This window comes from Micromonospora echinospora (genome assembly GCF_900091495.1).
GTDB classification, from domain to species: domain Bacteria; phylum Actinomycetota; class Actinomycetes; order Mycobacteriales; family Micromonosporaceae; genus Micromonospora; species Micromonospora echinospora.
This window is the reverse complement of record NZ_LT607413.1, coordinates 2,719,435-2,734,850: the sequence shown is the minus strand read 5'-3', so window position 1 is coordinate 2,734,850 and position 15,416 is coordinate 2,719,435. Positions and strand designations below refer to the sequence as shown.

The window sequence follows — 15,416 nt, the reverse complement described above, 5'->3', positions numbered from 1 at the left end:
CGCGACGCGGCTTCGGGTCCTGGCACCCCGTAGGGATGTCAGATCGCGGCAAGCACCACCGGCTCGGCCATCGCGTAGTACCGCTGGTCGTCCCCGGACGCGTCGACCGGGGTACGCAGACGCTCCAGCCCGACGTACCCGCCGGCCGCGTAGCCCAGCCCCGGCGTCCAGCCCGTCCCGTCACGACCGACCGTGAACCGGAAGCGGGACCGCTCGACGCCGTCGGCCGGGTCGAGGGTGACCAGTTCCTTCTCCCCGGTCAGCAGGTGCACGCGGCCCGGCTGCGCGGCGACCACCGTGGTTCCCGGGCCGAGGTCGACCCGACGCCACAGCTCGTCGCCGGTGAGCGCCGAGCGGGCCACCACCATCCCGTCGACCACCGAGACACCGACCTCCCCGACGAGCACCGTGCCGGCGCGGTCGAGGCCCAGGGCGGCCACGGGCGACCTGCCGTCGACCAGCCAGCCCCGGCCACCGTCCTCGCCGGCCGCGCCCCCGCCGCCCGGGTCGGCGCTCCCGGTCTCGGTGATGTGCAGACCGCCGCAGTTCGAACGGGCGGTGGTGCATCCGGTCGGGGTGACGATCACCTCCGCGCCCGCCCCCGGCGGGCTCCAGCGTTCGACCACCGCGCCGCTGGTGGCAGCGCGGAACTCGACGACCGGGCTGCCCGCGCACCGGTCCAGCGTGGCGAGGAGACCCGCGACGGTGGTCCCGACATCGGTACGGCAACCAGGGTCGACGTCGGCCCGCCAGAGCTGCCGACCGGTGGTCAGGTCGGTTCCCTGCAACTGCCGGTCGCCGACGACGACCACCACCGTCCCGCCCGGACCGGTGGCGGTGTGCAGGCCGGACGGCTGCCAGACGGTTCCCGCGCCGGTACGCCGCCCCGTGTAGCCCTCCTGCGGGGCGGGGGCGTCCGCCTGCCAGGCGACCCGGCCGGTGTCGGCGTCGAGGGCCACCAGCCGCCCGTCCGACCAACGGCTCACCACCGTCGTCCCGGCGGCCACCACCCCGTTGAGCTGGGCCGGCCACCGCCGGTACGACCAGTACGGGGTGTTCCGTTGGCGGTCGTCGACCGGCTCGTCGGCCCAGACCTGCCGGGTCGTCGCGTACACCCGCAGCCGACCGTCGACGATCAGCGGGGCGGTGGAGAAGCGCCCGACCGGACCGACCTCCGGCTCGACCGCCGACGGCCGTTCCCCACGGGCCACGGTGACGACCTCGGCCGGGGCGAGCACCCGGTACACGGTGGCGGCGGCCAGCCCGGCGACGAGCAGCGCCGCGACCGCGACGACGATCCGCCGCCGGCCCTTCGGGATCCCCATGACCCACCTCCGCCCGGCACCCTACCCAGCGAAGGAGCCCCGCACCGGCGCAGGTGGCGCCCGAGCGGCCCGACACCCCGGCATCCGACCCGATGGTCGGCGGTCGGAGGTTCACGTTCCGCCCGGCAGTGGGCGACGCCGAACCTCTCGACCGCCGGATCCACCGGGCTCAGGGCCGCAGTTCTCCCCTACGCAGCCCGGCGACGAACGCCGACCACCCCGGCGGGCTGACCGCGAGCGTGGGACCGGTCAGGTCCTTGGAGTCACGCACGCCGACCACGCCGAGGGTGGCGACCACGTTGTCCGCCACCTCCACGCAGAGCCCCTGGTCGTTGGAGCGGCTGCTCTTGCGCCAGACGGCGCCGACGAGATCGTTCATCTCGCTTACCTCCCTGTCCGGTGGGACGTCCCACGACTGCCGCCGCCCTGGCGGGCGGCGGGATCCGGGACGATCAACGGAGGAGGCGAAGACACCGGTCGGACCCCTTGTGCGACCGGGGGACGGTCGACCTGCGGCGACGGACCGGACCGGTGGACCGTCCACCGGGCCCCGCCCGGCGGTCGCTCGGCGGGATCCTGTCGACGGTCGTTCGGCCGAACCGCCGGCGGTCAGGTGGCCGGATCCGTCGGCGGTCAGGTGGCGGGGAGGATGGTGCCGGTCACCTCGCCGAGTGCGATGACGGTGCCGTCCGGGCCGGGCGCGGTGGCCGTCACGGTGACCGTGTCCCCGTCCTCCAGGAAGGTGCGGGTCCCGTCGCCGACCCGGACCGGCTCGCTGCCACCCCAGGTCAGCTCCAGGAACGAGCCGGCCTGGCCACGCTCGGGGCCGGACACGGTACCCGAGGCGTACAGGTCGCCGGTCCGCAGCGACGCGCCGTTGACGGTCAGGTGGGCGAGCTGCTGGGCCGGGGTCCAGTACATACCGGCGAAGGGTGGCTCGCTGACCCGCTCGCCGTTCCACTCCACGGTCAGCCGCAGGTCCAGTCCCCGGTGCGGGACGTCCCGCAGGTAGTCGAGCACGGTCGGGTCCTGTTCCGGGGCCGGCACGAAGGCGTCGGCGAGCGCGTCCAACGGGGTGACCCAGGCCGAGATCGAGGTGGCGAAGGACTTGCCGAGGAACGGGCCGAGGGGCTGGTACTCCCACGCCTGGATGTCCCGCGCCGACCAGTCGTTGACCAGCACCACGCCGAAGACGTGGTCGGTGAGGTCGTCGGCGGAGACCCGGTGGCCCAACGGCGAACCGACGCCCACCACGAAGCCGACCTCGGCCTCGATGTCGAGGCGCACGGAGGGGCCGAAGACCGGACCGTCGGCGGCGCGCTGCCCGCACGGGCGGACCACCGGCGTGCCGGAGACCACCACCGTGCCGGCCCGGCCGTGGTACCCGACCGGCAGGTGCTTCCAGTTCGGCAGCAGCGGCGGCTGGCCGGGGCGGAAGATCTGCCCGACGTTCGACGCGTGGTGCTCCGACGAGTAGAAGTCGACGTAGTCGGCGACCTCGAACGGCAGGGCCATCTCCACCTCGGCGAGCGGCACCAGCAGCGGCTCCACCGCCGGCCGGTGCTGCGGGTCGGTGAGCAGCTCGACCAGACGCTGCCGGACGGCCGTCCACTGCGGACGCCCGAGCGCCATGAAGTCGTTCAGCGTGGGCCGACCGAACGCCCCGGCGGCCAGCACCAGCCCGGCCTCCTCCGCGCCGGTCAGGTCGAGCACGAGATCCGCGACGCGTACGCCGATCCGGGGTTCCCGCCCGCCGTGCCGGAACACTCCGTACGGCAGGTTCGTCACGCCGTACGGCGACCCCGCGGCACCCGTCACCCAGCTCATCGAGTCCAGCCTCCGTCCACCAGCCCCAGCCGGATCAGGTCGGTCAGGGGTTCCTGCACGCTGCACGAGCCGAAGCCCACCCAGAGGGGGCGCGCCTCGTCGCGTCCGGGCTCCACCTGCTGGAGCAGCGGACGCGGATCGGTCCTGGTCAGCACCTCGGTGACCTCCTTCACCCCGGCGCCCTCGGCCGCCACGCCCACGGCGGCCAGCACGTTGACGAAGCCGTGGTGGGTGAACCCGGTCTCCGGGTCGAGGTGGCGGGTCGCGTGGTGCAGCCCGGCCGTGAGCTTGAAGGGCAGCTTCCGGTCGCGACAGGCGCAGACCACCGTGGCCAGTTCGCCGGGAGTGGGGAAGAGTTCGGCGGCCAGTCCGCCGGTGCGGAACTTGGCCGCGATCCGGAGGCCGGCGGACCGCTGCTCGGCGAGTTGGTCGAGGGCGTTCATCAGGCCCCAGGCCAGCGGGATCTCGGCGTACACGTCGAGGTCGGGGTGGCCGGCGGCGAGGGCGGCCAGTTCGGCGAGTCCGGGCAGCGGGTCCTCGCCGCGTCGGGCGACCGCCGCCTCCACCTGACGTACGCGCAGCCGGGGGTCGGCCGCCGCGCAGGCCGTCCCGAGTCGGTCGAGCGGGACGTCCCCGATCACACCGACGTCGAGCCGCCCGGTGGTCGCCCGCCGGGAGCCGTTCCCGTCGACGCCCGCCGACCGGGACTCGTTCCCGTCGACGCCCGCCGACCGGGACTCGTGGTCGCCTCCGCCGGTGTCCGTCTGCTCCGACGCGTCGAGGAGCCGGGCCAGGTCGGGCAGGGCCGAGGCCGGCGCGAGCAGCGGGCCGACCAGGTCGGCGTACCAGGAGGCGCGGTGCCGGCGGTGGGCGGCGAGGGCGTCGGGCAGGGACGCGCTGCCGGGCGGGAAGACCGCAGCGTCGTCGACGAGTCCGGCGAGGAACCGGGGCACCTGCGTTGACACGAGACAAGAATCTACGGGACGCTACGAGTAGCGGACAACAGCGTCCGACTATCGGACACACTCGGCCGGTGCCTGGGACTGATCAGGAGGCGAGATGCCGTACTACCGCAGCGTCGGAGAGGTGCCGCGCAAGCGCCACACCCAGTTCCGCCAGCCCGACGGCAGCCTGTACGCCGAGGAACTGATGGGTCAGGAAGGCTTCTCCTCCGACTCGTCCCTGCTCTACCACCGGTACGCCCCTACCGCGATCGTCGCCGCCGAGGAGTTCACCCCACCGGCGGTGACCCGGGTGCCGAACCTGCCGCTGAAGCCCCGCCACCTGCGCACCCACAAGCTCGACGGCGGCCCCGCCGACCCGGTGCTGGGCCGGCGGTACCTGCTCGCCAACGACGACGTACGGATCGCGTACGTGCTCGCCGACCGGCCGTCGCCGCTGTTCCGGGACGCCACCGGCGACCACTGCCTCTACGTCGAGTCCGGCTCGCTCCAGGTGGAGTCGACGTTCGGCGTGCTCGACGCGGTCGCCGGCGACTACGTCGTCATCCCCACCTCGACGATCCACCGCCTGGTGCCCACCGGCGACGAGCCGGCCCGACTGCTGGCGATCGAGGCGGCCGGGCACGTCGGCCCGCCCAAGCGCTACCTCTCGGTCCGGGGGCAGTTCCTGGAGCACTCCCCGTACTGCGAACGCGACGTCCGGGGGCCGGACGCGCCGCTGCTGGTCGACGGCGAGGAGGTGGAGGTCCTGGTCCGGCACCGGCGCGGCTGGACGCGGTACGTCTACGCCCACCACCCGTTCGACGTGGTCGGCTGGGACGGGCACCTCTACCCCTGGGCGTTCTCCATCCACGACTTCGAGCCGATCACCGGTCGGATCCACCAGCCCCCGCCGGTGCACCAGACCTTCCAGGGGCCGAACTTCGTGATCTGCTCGTTCGTGCCGCGCAAGGTCGACTACCACCCGGACGCGATCCCGGTGCCGTACAACCACCACAACGTCGACTCCGACGAGATGCTCTTCTACACCGGCGGCAACTATGAGGCCCGGCGCGGCTCCGGCATCGAGCAGGGGTCGATCTCGCTGCACCCGTCCGGCTTCACGCACGGTCCCCAGCCGGGCGCGGCGGAACGCTCGATCGGCGCCGACTACTTCGACGAACTCGCCGTCATGGTCGACACCTTCCGCCCGCTGGACCTCTGCGACGCGGCGGCCGAGTGCGAGGACCCGGGCTACGCCTGGACCTGGGCCCGCCGTCCCTGACCCGGCACCGCCGCTCCGGCACCGCCCCTCGTCGCTCCGGCTGAGGTGGTAGCAGGGGACCCCTGCACGTCAAAAAGCGGTAACAGGGGTCCCCTGCTACCACCCGGGCGGGCTCAGCGCACCGGGCGGGAGAACACGGCGAGTTCGGCGACCGCCGTCGCCGCGATCGCCAGCACCAACGGCCAGGGGGTGCCGACCAGGGCGTAGAGCAGGATCAGGGCGGGCGCGGCGGCCACCGCGTACACGGCCAGGGCCAGCGTCCGGTCGGTGCGCAGCAGGCCGGGAAGGATCGCGCTGGTCAGGTTGGGCACCTTCGCGGCGTACCGCCACACCACCAGCGCCCCGCCGAGCGCGGCGACCGCCGCGAAGCCCCGGGACAGCCCGCCGCTCCCGGCGGCCAGGCAGGCCACCAGGACGGTGGCCACCAGGGACCAGCCGGCGCCGTAGAGCACCAGCCGGCGTAACCCGTCGGAGATGGTCCGCCCCGAGTCGACCCGGCCGGGGCTGATCGACGCAGCGGCGGCCAGGTGCTCCAGCGCTTCGGCGTAGCGCCGCTGCTCCAGCCGGATGACGCCGATGTCGTGCTGCGCCTCGCCCAGTTCCGGGTCGAGGCGCAACGCCTCGGAGTACGCCCGCTCGGCCAGGTCGAACAGTTCCAGCCGGGCGGCGACCAGGCCGAGCACCAGGTGCGCCTGCGGCTCCTCGGGGGCCAGTTCCACCCCGCGCCACGCCGCGTTGAGCGCCGGCTGTCCGTTGCGCGCGCCGGCCAGGATCGCCGCCGCGCTGCGCTGGGCGTACGCGTCGTCCGGCCCGAGCGCCAGGATCTCGTCAGCGGTACGGGCGGCCTCGGCGTACCGCTCCAGGTCGGACAGGGCCAGTCCCCGCGCGACCAGGGGTTCGACCACGCCGGGCGCGGCTGCCGCGGCCGACTCGGCGGCGGTGAGCGACTCGGCGGCGCGGCCGGCCGCCAGGTGCACCCGGGCCAGCATGGTCAACGCCGGGGCGTGGGTCGGGTCCCGGGCGAGCAGGTGGGCGAGTTCGCCGGCCGCCTCGTCGTAGCGGCCCAACTCGGCGAGGAGTTGGGCGCGTTGGAGGTAACTCTCCGCGGACTCGGTCTCCTCGGTCATGCCGGGTCGTCCTCGCCGCCGTGCTCGTGTGCGGCGCCGGAGGCGTTCGCCTGACCGGCCGGGGCGGGCGGGTCCAGCGGGTACACCAGGGCCACCGCGACGCCGGCCAGCCCCTCTCCCCGGCCGGTGAAGCCGAGTCCGTCGGTGGTCGCGGCGGCCAGCGACACTGGTGCGCCGACCGCCTCGGTGAGCACCCGCTGCGCCTCGTCCCGGCGGGGGCCGATCTTCGGACGGTTGCCGACCACCTGCACCGAGACGTTGCCGATCTCGAAGCCGGCAGCGCGCACCCGGCGGGCGCTCTCGGTGAGCAGGGCGATACCGGAGGCTCCCGCCCACTCCGGTTCGGCGACGCCGTAGTTGGCGCCCAGGTCGCCGAGGCCGGCGGCGGAGAGGAGCGCGTTGCAGGCCGCGTGGGCGACCACGTCGGCGTCGGAGTGGCCGGCCAGCCCGACCTCGCCGGGCCAGTGCAGCCCGGCCAGCCAGCAGGGGCGACCGGGCGCGAAGGCGTGGATGTCGGTGCCGACGGCCACCCGGGGAACGATCATGGAGCCAGGGTACGCGTCAGACGCGTACGGTCAGCAGGTGCTCGGCCAGCGCCAGGTCGAACGGCCGGGTGATCTTCATGGCGTACTCGGAACCGGGCACGCAAACCACCGGGACGCCCTGCTTCTCGACCAGTCCAGCGTCGTCGGTCAGCGGGTCGACGGCGGCGGCGTGCGCGGCGGCCAGCACCGCCCGGCGGAAGCCCTGTGGCGTCTGCACGGCCCGCAGGACGGACCGGTCGACCGTGCCCCGCACCACCTCGTCGGCGGAGACCTCCTTGACGGTGTCCACCACCGGCAGGACGGGGATGACCGCGTCGTGCCCGGAGCGGACCGCCGCGGCGACCGACTCGACGAGTTCGGCGGGGACGAGAGCACGGGCCGCGTCGTGCACGAGGACGATCCCGGGACCGGCCGGCACAGCGGCCAGCGCGGCGGCGACCGAGTCCTGCCGCTGCGCCCCGCCGGGAACGACGGTGACCGGGGCGACCGGGGCGAGCAGGTCCCGGACGGCGGGGACGTCGGCGACCGGCGCGGCGACCACGATCGTGTGCACCGACGGCGCGGCGGCGATCCGGCGTACCGCGTGCACGAGCAGAGGTTCACCGGCCAGCGGCCGGAGCGCCTTGGGAGCGCCGGGGCCGAGCCGGATCCCGGCACCGGCCGCAGGCACGAGGACCGCGACGTCACCGCACGGATTGAGCTGCGCGGTCACGTCGCGGTCCTCGTTTTTCTTTGCTACGGGGTGGGTACGACGATGCTGTGGGAACTAGGCCTCGGTCAGAACCTTGTCGAGCAGCGTCTCCGCCTCGTCCTTGGTGCTCTTCTCGGCCAGCGCGACCTCGCCGACGAGAATGTCCCGGGCCTTGGCCAGCATCCGCTTCTCGCCAGCGGAGAGGCCCCGCTCGCGCTCCCGCCGCCACAGGTCGCGGACGACCTCGGCCACCTTCAGCGGGTTACCGGAGGCCAGCTTCTCCAGATTCGCCTTGTAACGCCGCGACCAGTTGGTCGGCTCCTCGGTGTGCGGAGCGCGGAGGACGTCGAAGACCTTGCCCAGGCCCTCTTCGCCGACCACCTCGCGCACGCCCACGATCTCGGCGTTCTCAGCGGGCACCCGGACCGTGAGGTCACCCTGCGCAACCCTCAGGACGAGGTACTGCTTAGGCTCACCCTTGATGACCCGAGTCTCGATTGCCTCGATGAGTGCGGCCCCGTGGTGGGGGTAAACAACGGTCTCGCCGACACTGAAAACCATAGGTTCGAAACCCCTTTCGCTGTGTCTAGGGTAACACGCTCAGGCACCGATGTCTCACCGCAGTCCTGACCGTAAGCGCAGCTCAGGGGCCATGTGAGAGGCATTTCTTCGGCTTGACATGCAGTCAAACCAATGATTTGAACACGCTCCGTAACAGTCGGAACACGTCCCGGTGCGGGTGTCCAGGCCATCCGCCACGGGGTTGTCCCGCAAGGCGCGGGGTCCAGGGGATGCACTCGTTCAATGGTACCGGCCGGTACAAGGACGCGCCCGGGTGTAGCGCCGGGCAGCCCGGTTGGAGGACATTGGAGGCACCCCTCCTTCCCCACCACCACCATGGCTCCCGGAGGTCTCATGGGCATGCCCGAACCCAACGGCCACTGGTCCACCGACGGCCTGCCCGACCTGCCGCCCGAATGGGGACGGGTGGTCGTTCCGGACGACGCCTCCGCGCTGGCCCAGGAGGCCGCCCAGATCCGTCGTGAGCTACGCGAGGCCCGCCGGGACACGCGACGGCGCTCGCTCCGGGCCACCCTGACCCTGCCGGTGCTGATCCTGGTCGTGGCGGTGCTCGCCACCCTGGCCGGGCTGGTCACGGTCACCTGGTCCCGGGCCGAGCCCTCCACGGCCCGGTCCGCCCCGGCCCCGGCGCGGGACCCGCTGCCCGACCCGGTCGGCCGTCCGCTGCCGGCCCTGGACCTGGTCGACGGCGCCCAGGCTCCGGTGCCGCTGCGCAGCCTCCTACCGGCGGTGATCCTGCTGGTCGACGCCTGCCCGTGCCCAGAACGGGTGGCCGAGGCGGCCGCTGCCGCCCCGCCAGGGGTACGGGTGGTCACCGTGGTCGGCGGACGCACCGTGCCCACCGTCGGGGCGGGCCCCACGACCGGCGTCCGGCGTCTCGCCGACCCGGCCGACGGGCTGCGCGCCCTGACGCACGCCGACCCGGTCCCCGGCGCGGTCGACGTGATCCTGGTGGACCGCGCCGGCACCGTCGTCCGGGTCGTCCCGGCGGTCGACTCGGTCGAGGACTACCGGGCGGACCTGACCCGACTGGCCGGCTGAGCCGCGGGGTCAGTCCAGGGCGACCAGCATGGCGGTGAGCTCCACCGCGCCGACCTGCGGATGCGCGATCCGGACGGAGAGCGTGCCACCGGCCGCGACGACGCCCATCGAGTACAGCGACCCGTCGCACCCGGCGGACCGCTGGCCGTCCCAGCGTCGGCCGATGCCCATCCGCACCTGGAGGTCGCCGGCATCGCCCCCGTCACAGATCACCAGCAGCTGGTACCGGACCCCCGGCTCGGTGGCGGACTGCCGGCGCACCTCGCGGACGTTGTCGGTCAGCAGCCGGTGTTCCCGCCACACCACCGTGCCGAGCCGGGACGAGCTGTCCTCGGAGTCGCCGGGTCGGAAGCCGACAACCCGTCCCGAGGAGGGGTCGATCGTCACCCGGCTCCCCGACGGGTAACGCTCCGGCAGGTAGAGGACCGCACCGGTCGCGGGGTCGACCACCGCCCGGGCGCCCTCGCCGGTCCGGGGTGGCTCGGCGCGGACCGAAGCGGCACCGGAGGCGGCGCCGGCACGCAGCACGAGGTCGGCCCGGGGCGCCATCGCGGCACCCGGCGTGGCCCCGGGGTCGGCGGAGGTCCACCAGCCCGCGCTGGCGAGCATCGCGACCACGGTCAGCCCGGCCAGCCACCCGGTCCGGGACCGGCCTTCGGCGTGGGAGTCCATCAATCGAGCCTAACCGTCGGCGGGACCGCGCACCCCGTCCGGCGGGTCCAGAACGGTCGATGTTTCAGTCCTGGCGTTCGAGCAGGGCGGCGTAGAGGGTCAGGCCGGGGCCGAAGGCGAGCATGACGACCCGCTGCGGCGGCACGGGCTGCCGGAGCAGCCGGTCGAGAATCAGCAGCACCGTCGGCGAGGAGCAGTTGCCGTGCCCGGCCAGGGTCTCCCGGGAGGCGGCCAGGGCCCGCTCCGGCAGCGCCAGTTCCCGCTCCACCACGTCGAGGATGCGTGGCCCGCCGGGGTGCACCGCCCAACCGTCCACCCCGGACCGGTCGGCGCCGTGCCGGGCGATCAGGCCGTCGGCCAGGCCCCGGACGTGCTTCGAGAGCACCTGCGGGACCTTCGGGGAGAGTCCCATCCGGAAGCCGGTGTCGGTGACCTCCCAGGTCATGTGGTCGGCGGTGGAGGTGTCGGTCAGGGCGGTCACCTCACGCAGCGCGTACCCCCGGCCGTCGGGCACGAGCACGGCGGCGACCGCGGCGTCCGAGAAGAGCGCGTGGGAGACGATCTGCTGGGTGTCCACCCGGGCCGCGACGGGCTGGATGTGCAGGCTGGTCAGCTCGGCGCAGAGCAGCAGCGCCGGCCGGCCCCGGGCGGCGACGAAGTCACCCGCCGCGCCGAGGCCGGGAAGCGCCGCGTAGCAGCCCATGTGCCCGACGAACATGCGTTGGGTGTCCGGCGCCATCCCCAGGTCGCGGGCGAGCATGATGTCCAGCCCCGGGGTGGCGTACCCGGTGCAGGAACAGACCACGAAGAGCCCGACGTCACCGGCGGCGAGCCCGGCTGCGGCGAGCGCCCGGCCGGCCGCCTCCCGACCGAGCGGCAGCGCCTCGACCTGGTAGCGGCGCATCCGTCGCTCCGTCGGCCACTCCGAGACGTCCTCCAGCAACGGGCTGACCGCCGCCTGCCGACGACTCACCCCCGAGTTGGCGAAGATCCGCCGGGCCAACGCCCGGGTGGCACCGGAGTAGTGACCGGCGAAGAAGCCCGTCCACAGTTCGTCCTGATCGGCCGACGACGGCTGCGCCGTACCGAGACCCGCGATCACCGGGACGGCCATGTCCCCACCTCTCGTCGCCCACCACCTGTTGAGGACCAACGAGGAACCGGGTCGTCCGGTCCGTCCCCGCCGGTCCCCGGCGTCCCCTTCTACCCCCGCCCGGCGTCGGCTACCCCCGCCGGACGCCCCTGCCCTGGTAGAGCACGGCGGTGGAGCGGGTGGGCACCATCCGGGGCCGCCGGCCCACCCGGGACGTGATCGGGGCCAGCGCCGGCACGGACCGCCGGAGCAGCCAGGCCGCCACCCCGGCGACCTGCGGACGGATGCCGCGTACCCGCAGCGCCACGTCGTGCCGCGCGCACTCGCGCACCAGTTCGCGGTCGTCGACGAAGAGGCGGGGGTCGTGGATGCCGCGCGGCACCGCCGGGAGTCGCTCACCGATCCGGACCGCGACCAGGCGACTCAGGACGGTGGCGTTGAGCGTGTCCAGCACGAGCAGCCCGCCGGGACGCAGCAGGCGGCACGCCTCGGCCACCGCCCGCCGCCATTCGGGCACGTGCTCCAGCACCTCACCGGCGGCCACCACGTCCGCGCAGCCGTCCGCCAACGGGACCGCCGTGACGTCGGCGTTGACCGCCGTGACGCCGTGCGTGGCGGCCTGTTCCAGGGCGGAACGGGTCAGGTCCACCCCCACGTGCCGGTAGCCCTTGCCGGCCAGGTGCGGCGCGAGCAGTCCGGCCCCGCAGCCCAGGTCGACCAGGAGCGCGCCGGGCCGACGGGCGGGCGGCACCAGCGCGGCACGGGCCTCGGCGAGCCAGTGCAGCATCGCGAACGCCCCGTCCGGCCGCCACCACTCGCCGGCCAGGTCGTCGTACTGCCGAGGGTCGTTCGGCGGCAGCACGGGCGGACGGTGGGACGGCGGCGCCAGACGGTCTCGCATGGAACGAGCGTGGCACGACCGGCCGGTAACGGCCAGACTTCCCTTTATGTGGCGAACGGTGTTAGGGCTGGTCAGAGCGTGTCATCCGGAACCGGCCGCCGCAGTGACCGTGGTGGCCGGCCTGCTCGCCTGGGGTGTCGGGCACACCGGCGCCGGCATCGCCTCGGTGGTGGCCACCGTGTTCGCCAGCCAACTCGCGGTCGGCTGGTCCAACGACCGGCTCGACGCCGACCGGGACGAGCTGGTCGGCCGGGCCGACAAGCCCGTGGTCGCCGGCACGGTCAGCCGCCGGACGCTGGGCACGGGCGCGGTGCTGGCCGCGCTGGCGGCCCCACTGGTGGCGCTGACCACCAACCCGGTGGCGGCGCTGTGCGCGACGGTCGGTCTGGTCTCCGCCCTGCTCTACAACTGGCCGTTGAAGTCCACCCCGGTCTCGGTGGTGCCGTACGCGGTCTCCTTCGGATCGTTGCCGGCGTTCGTGGTGCTGGCCCTGCCGGGCGCGCCGGCCCCGCCGGTCTGGCAGGTGGCGGCCGGGGCACTGCTCGGCGCGGGCGCGCACTTCGCCAACGTCCTGCCCGACCTGGCCGACGACGCCCGCACCGGGGTGCACGGACTGCCGCACCGGCTCGGCGCCACCGGAAGCGGGATGGCCGCCGCCGGGTTTCTGCTCGTCGCCACCGTCGCCCTGGCGCTGGGGCCGGCCGGGCCGCCGTCCTGGGCGGGCCTGTCGGCGGTCGCCGCCGCCGCCGTGGTCCCGCCGCTGAGCTGGTACGGCGGTCGCCGCGCGGTGCGCGCCGGAGCCCGGCCGGTCGGCGCGTTCCGGGGCGTGATCCTGGTCGCCCTGATCGACGTGGCGCTGCTGGTGGCGAGCGGCCGCGTGCTCTGAACGTGACCCGCCGGCCGGCGGACCGGGTGCTCCGGAGGTGCCCGCCGGCCCGCATTGCCGGGTCGCCGTGCACGGCTCGATCAGGTCCAACTACGCTGGAGCGCGGTCTGCGCGGGTATGGCCAGCGCACCGGGCGTACGTCCCGGTGGGGATCGCAACGAGGAGGACGCGACGTGACGCGCTCGATCAGGGGCTCCCGACGGGCGGCCGTGCTGCTGGCCGGTGCGGCGGCGGCGACGGGCCTGCTGGTGTCCGGCTGTGGTACCGGACAGATCGCGGAGACCGCGGTCAAGGCGCCGTCGGTCCAGGGCGTCAACACCGGCACCCCGGACGGCACCTACCTCGTCCGCGGCCTGGTGGTCGACTTCCCCGGCGGCGAGGGTTACCCGGCCGGTGGCGACGCGCCGCTGAGCGTGGTGCTCTACAACGACACGCCGGATCCGGTCACGGTCACGGTCAGCACCGACAGCGCGCGGGAGGTCGTGCTGGCCGGAGCCGGCGCGTCCCCGTCCGCGAGCCCGAGCGAGCCGACCCCGGCCAGCCCGTCCGCCCCGGCCAGCCCCTCGGTCCCGGCCAGCCCGTCGGCGTCCGGCTCGGCGAGCCCGTCGGCACCCGGTTTGACGAGCCCGTCGCCGACCGACCAGGTCAGCCCGTCGCCGACCGAGACGACCCCGGCCGGCGCGGCGCCCACCGTCGAGATCCCGCCGTTCGGCTACGCCCAGCTCAACCAGCAGGGTGGCCGGTACCTCCAGCTCGTCGGCCTGAACGAGGCGCTGCGCGCCGGTCAGCAGGTCAACCTGGTCTTCGACTTCGGCAACGGCAAGCGGGTCAGCACCCCGGCCCCGGTCGGCGTGCCGCTGTCGCCGCAGGCTCCGCCGTCGCCGATCATCGAGCGGCACGGCGGCGGGGGCGAGGAAGAGGGCGGCCACTGAGCCCCGCACCCGAACACCGACGACACCGTCGGCGTGGCGCAGGCCACGCCGGCGGTGTTCTCGTCGTACGGGTTGGTTAACGTCCTGGTGTGACGACCTCCCGAGCGACCCCGCGCGGCGCGAGCGGTTCCGCCCGCACCCGGGCGGCCCGTGAGCCCCGCCCGGCGTACGAGTGCGACGCCTGCGGCCACCAACCGCCGAAATGGGTCGGGCGCTGCCCGGAGTGCGGCGAGTGGGGCTCGGTGGTCGAGTGCACGCTCACCGGGCCGACGGTCTCCGGCCGGGTGGTCAGCTCCCGGATGCCGGCCGAGCCCGCCCGACCGATCGCCACCATCAGCGCCGCCCCCGCCAAGGCCCGCCCGACCGGGGTGGCCGAGCTGGACCGGGTCCTCGGCGGCGGCCTGGTGCCCGGTGCGGTGGTGCTGCTCGCCGGCGAGCCCGGGGTCGGCAAGTCCACCCTGCTGCTCGACGTGGCCCAGCAGTGGGCCGCCGGGGCGGGCAGCCCGTCGCTCGTCGTCAGCGGCGAGGAGTCGGTCAGCCAGGTCCGGCTGCGGGCCGAGCGGATGGACGCCCTGCACGACCAGCTCTACCTCGCCGCCGAGAGCGACCTCGGCGCGGTGCTGGGGCACCTCGACGCGGTCAAGCCCGGCCTGCTGGTGCTCGACTCGGTGCAGACCATCTCCACCCCCGGCACCGACGGCGTGCCCGGCGGCGTGACCCAGGTGCGGGCGGTCACCGCCGCGCTGGTCTCGGTGGCCAAGGAGCGGGGCATCGCGACCGTCCTGGTCGGTCACGTCACCAAGGACGGCCAGGTCGCCGGCCCCCGGGTGCTGGAGCACCTCGTCGACGTGGTGCTCCACTTCGAGGGCGACAAGCACTCCTCGCTGCGGCTGGTCCGGGGCGTGAAGAACCGGTTCGGCGCGGCCGACGAGGTCGGCTGCTTCGAGATGCACGAGCGGGGCATCAGCAGCCTCGCCGACCCGTCCGGGCTCTTCCTGACCCGCTACGCCGAACCCGTGCCCGGCACCTGCGTGACGGTGGCGATGGAGGGGCGGCGGGCACTGGTCACCGAGGTCCAGGCACTGATCGGGGCCACGGTGGCCGGCTCGCCGAGGCGTACGGTCTCCGGGTTGGACGGTGCCCGGCTGGCGATGGTGCTCGCCGTGCTCCAGCGCCGCACCGAACGGCTGACCCTGCACGACCGGGAGGTCTTCGCGGCGACCGTCGGCGGCATCCGGGTGGTCGAGCCCGCCGCCGACCTGGCGGTGGCGCTCGCGGTCGCCTCCGGCGGGCTCAACCTGGCCATCGCCCCGCACCTGGTGGCGATCGGCGAGGTCGGGCTGACCGGTGAGGTACGCCGGGTCGGCGCGGTCCCGCGCCGGCTGGCCGAGGCGGCCCGGCTCGGGTTCCGGCTGGCCCTGGTGCCCACCGGCTGCGGACCGGGGGCCTCAGGGGTCGGCGCACCGGAGAACATGCAGGTGATCGAGGTCGCCGACGTCCGGGCGGCGTTGCAGTGCGCGGCCCGGGCCTCGGCCGAGTGACCACCGCCCCGACCGGTGGTCCGACCG

Annotated in this window: 16 protein-coding genes; 5 read left to right on the top strand and 11 right to left on the bottom strand. The window is 74.5% G+C overall.

The genetic code is table 11. The features are described from left to right. Positions 1–38 precede the first annotated feature (38 nt). From GA0070618_RS12470 to GA0070618_RS12455, 4 genes are all read right to left on the bottom strand, one after another. Positions 39–1,325 carry an outer membrane protein assembly factor BamB family protein gene (locus GA0070618_RS12470; RefSeq protein ID WP_088981790.1) on the bottom strand — a complete coding sequence of 429 codons (1,287 nt, stop codon included), beginning with the start codon at positions 1,323–1,325 and terminating at the stop codon, positions 39–41. Between the two features lie 169 nt (positions 1,326–1,494). Continuing rightward, positions 1,495–1,704: a DUF397 domain-containing protein gene (locus tag GA0070618_RS12465; RefSeq protein ID WP_088981789.1), complete on the bottom strand. Its 210-nt coding sequence runs from the start codon at positions 1,702–1,704 to the stop codon at positions 1,495–1,497. A gap of 254 nt (positions 1,705–1,958) precedes the next feature. After that, complete coding sequence (gene fahA, locus GA0070618_RS12460; protein ID WP_088981788.1) at positions 1,959–3,152, bottom strand: fumarylacetoacetase; 1,194 nt, start codon at positions 3,150–3,152, stop codon at positions 1,959–1,961. Continuing rightward, complete coding sequence (locus tag GA0070618_RS12455; RefSeq protein WP_088981787.1) at positions 3,149–4,117, bottom strand: hypothetical protein; 969 nt, start codon at positions 4,115–4,117, stop codon at positions 3,149–3,151. The genes fahA and GA0070618_RS12455 overlap by 4 nt, the downstream gene beginning before the upstream one ends. A gap of 94 nt (positions 4,118–4,211) precedes the next feature. On the opposite strand from GA0070618_RS12455, the gene GA0070618_RS12450 reads away from it, so the two are divergent. Then, positions 4,212–5,378: a homogentisate 1,2-dioxygenase gene (locus GA0070618_RS12450; RefSeq protein ID WP_088981786.1), complete on the top strand. Its 1,167-nt coding sequence runs from the start codon at positions 4,212–4,214 to the stop codon at positions 5,376–5,378. Between the two features lie 113 nt (positions 5,379–5,491). Here GA0070618_RS12450 and GA0070618_RS12445 read toward each other — a convergent pair whose 3' ends face one another. Genes GA0070618_RS12445 through GA0070618_RS12430 form a run of 4 tightly spaced genes read right to left on the bottom strand, consistent with a single transcriptional unit; the run spans position 5,492 to position 8,302 of the window. Beyond that, entirely contained in the window at positions 5,492–6,505 is a 1,014-nt protein-coding gene (locus GA0070618_RS12445) for a tetratricopeptide repeat protein (RefSeq protein WP_088981785.1), read from the bottom strand. Next, complete coding sequence (ispF, locus tag GA0070618_RS12440) at positions 6,502–7,050, bottom strand: 2-C-methyl-D-erythritol 2,4-cyclodiphosphate synthase (RefSeq protein ID WP_088981784.1); 549 nt, start codon at positions 7,048–7,050, stop codon at positions 6,502–6,504. Before ispF ends, GA0070618_RS12445 begins: the two co-directional genes overlap by 4 nt. 16 nt (positions 7,051–7,066) lie before the next feature. Then, a complete protein-coding gene (gene ispD / locus GA0070618_RS12435; protein ID WP_088981783.1) occupies positions 7,067–7,762 on the bottom strand; it encodes a 2-C-methyl-D-erythritol 4-phosphate cytidylyltransferase in 696 nt (231 codons plus the stop codon). Positions 7,763–7,816: 54 nt separating this feature from the next. Beyond that, positions 7,817–8,302, bottom strand: a complete 486-nt coding sequence (locus GA0070618_RS12430) for a CarD family transcriptional regulator (RefSeq protein WP_007073334.1) — start codon at positions 8,300–8,302, stop codon at positions 7,817–7,819. Between the two features lie 354 nt (positions 8,303–8,656). Between GA0070618_RS12430 and GA0070618_RS12425 the strand changes: the two genes are divergently transcribed. Then, the gene (locus GA0070618_RS12425; RefSeq protein WP_088981782.1) at positions 8,657–9,364 is read left to right on the top strand and encodes a hypothetical protein; all 708 of its coding nucleotides are present in this window, start codon (positions 8,657–8,659) and stop codon (positions 9,362–9,364) included. 9 nt (positions 9,365–9,373) lie between these two features. Here GA0070618_RS12425 and GA0070618_RS12420 read toward each other — a convergent pair whose 3' ends face one another. The 3 genes from GA0070618_RS12420 to GA0070618_RS12410 form a co-directional block, all read right to left on the bottom strand. After that, entirely contained in the window at positions 9,374–10,036 is a 663-nt protein-coding gene (locus tag GA0070618_RS12420; protein ID WP_088981781.1) for a hypothetical protein, read from the bottom strand. A 64-nt stretch (positions 10,037–10,100) separates the two neighbouring features. Further along, positions 10,101–11,150: a type III polyketide synthase gene (locus GA0070618_RS12415; RefSeq protein ID WP_088981780.1), complete on the bottom strand. Its 1,050-nt coding sequence runs from the start codon at positions 11,148–11,150 to the stop codon at positions 10,101–10,103. Positions 11,151–11,259: 109 nt separating this feature from the next. Then, complete coding sequence (locus GA0070618_RS12410) at positions 11,260–12,030, bottom strand: class I SAM-dependent methyltransferase (RefSeq protein WP_088981779.1); 771 nt, start codon at positions 12,028–12,030, stop codon at positions 11,260–11,262. Between GA0070618_RS12410 and GA0070618_RS12405 the strand changes: the two genes are divergently transcribed. The 3 genes from GA0070618_RS12405 to radA all read left to right on the top strand — a co-directional run bounded on the left by GA0070618_RS12405 (position 12,029) and on the right by radA (position 15,389). Next, positions 12,029–12,916 (top strand): UbiA family prenyltransferase, encoded by an 888-nt coding sequence (locus GA0070618_RS12405; protein WP_231931717.1) that lies wholly within the window; start codon positions 12,029–12,031, stop codon positions 12,914–12,916. The genes GA0070618_RS12410 and GA0070618_RS12405 overlap by 2 nt on opposite strands. 173 nt (positions 12,917–13,089) lie before the next feature. Then, the gene (locus GA0070618_RS12400) at positions 13,090–13,848 is read left to right on the top strand and encodes a hypothetical protein (RefSeq protein ID WP_088981777.1); all 759 of its coding nucleotides are present in this window, start codon (positions 13,090–13,092) and stop codon (positions 13,846–13,848) included. Between the two features lie 89 nt (positions 13,849–13,937). Then, positions 13,938–15,389, top strand: a complete 1,452-nt coding sequence (radA, locus tag GA0070618_RS12395) for a DNA repair protein RadA (RefSeq protein ID WP_088981776.1) — start codon at positions 13,938–13,940, stop codon at positions 15,387–15,389. Positions 15,390–15,416: the final 27 nt, after the last annotated feature.

Bases quoted from the DNA above. Each gene is read 5' to 3' on its own strand.
- GA0070618_RS12470 (WP_088981790.1), bottom strand. From the start codon at position 1,325: ATGGGGATCCCGAAGGGCCGGCGGCGGATCGTCGTCGCGGTCGCGGCG.
- GA0070618_RS12465 (WP_088981789.1), bottom strand. From the start codon at position 1,704: ATGAACGATCTCGTCGGCGCCGTCTGGCGCAAGAGCAGCCGCTCCAAC.
- fahA (WP_088981788.1), bottom strand. From the start codon at position 3,152: ATGAGCTGGGTGACGGGTGCCGCGGGGTCGCCGTACGGCGTGACGAAC.
- GA0070618_RS12450 (WP_088981786.1), top strand. From the start codon at position 4,212: ATGCCGTACTACCGCAGCGTCGGAGAGGTGCCGCGCAAGCGCCACACC.
- GA0070618_RS12445 (WP_088981785.1), bottom strand. From the start codon at position 6,505: ATGACCGAGGAGACCGAGTCCGCGGAGAGTTACCTCCAACGCGCCCAA.
- ispF (WP_088981784.1), bottom strand. From the start codon at position 7,050: ATGATCGTTCCCCGGGTGGCCGTCGGCACCGACATCCACGCCTTCGCG.
- GA0070618_RS12430 (WP_007073334.1), bottom strand. From the start codon at position 8,302: ATGGTTTTCAGTGTCGGCGAGACCGTTGTTTACCCCCACCACGGGGCC.
- GA0070618_RS12425 (WP_088981782.1), top strand. From the start codon at position 8,657: ATGGGCATGCCCGAACCCAACGGCCACTGGTCCACCGACGGCCTGCCC.
- GA0070618_RS12420 (WP_088981781.1), bottom strand. From the start codon at position 10,036: ATGGACTCCCACGCCGAAGGCCGGTCCCGGACCGGGTGGCTGGCCGGG.
- GA0070618_RS12415 (WP_088981780.1), bottom strand. From the start codon at position 11,150: ATGGCCGTCCCGGTGATCGCGGGTCTCGGTACGGCGCAGCCGTCGTCG.
- GA0070618_RS12405 (WP_231931717.1), top strand. From the start codon at position 12,029: ATGGAACGAGCGTGGCACGACCGGCCGGTAACGGCCAGACTTCCCTTT.
- GA0070618_RS12410 (WP_088981779.1), bottom strand. From the start codon at position 12,030: ATGCGAGACCGTCTGGCGCCGCCGTCCCACCGTCCGCCCGTGCTGCCG.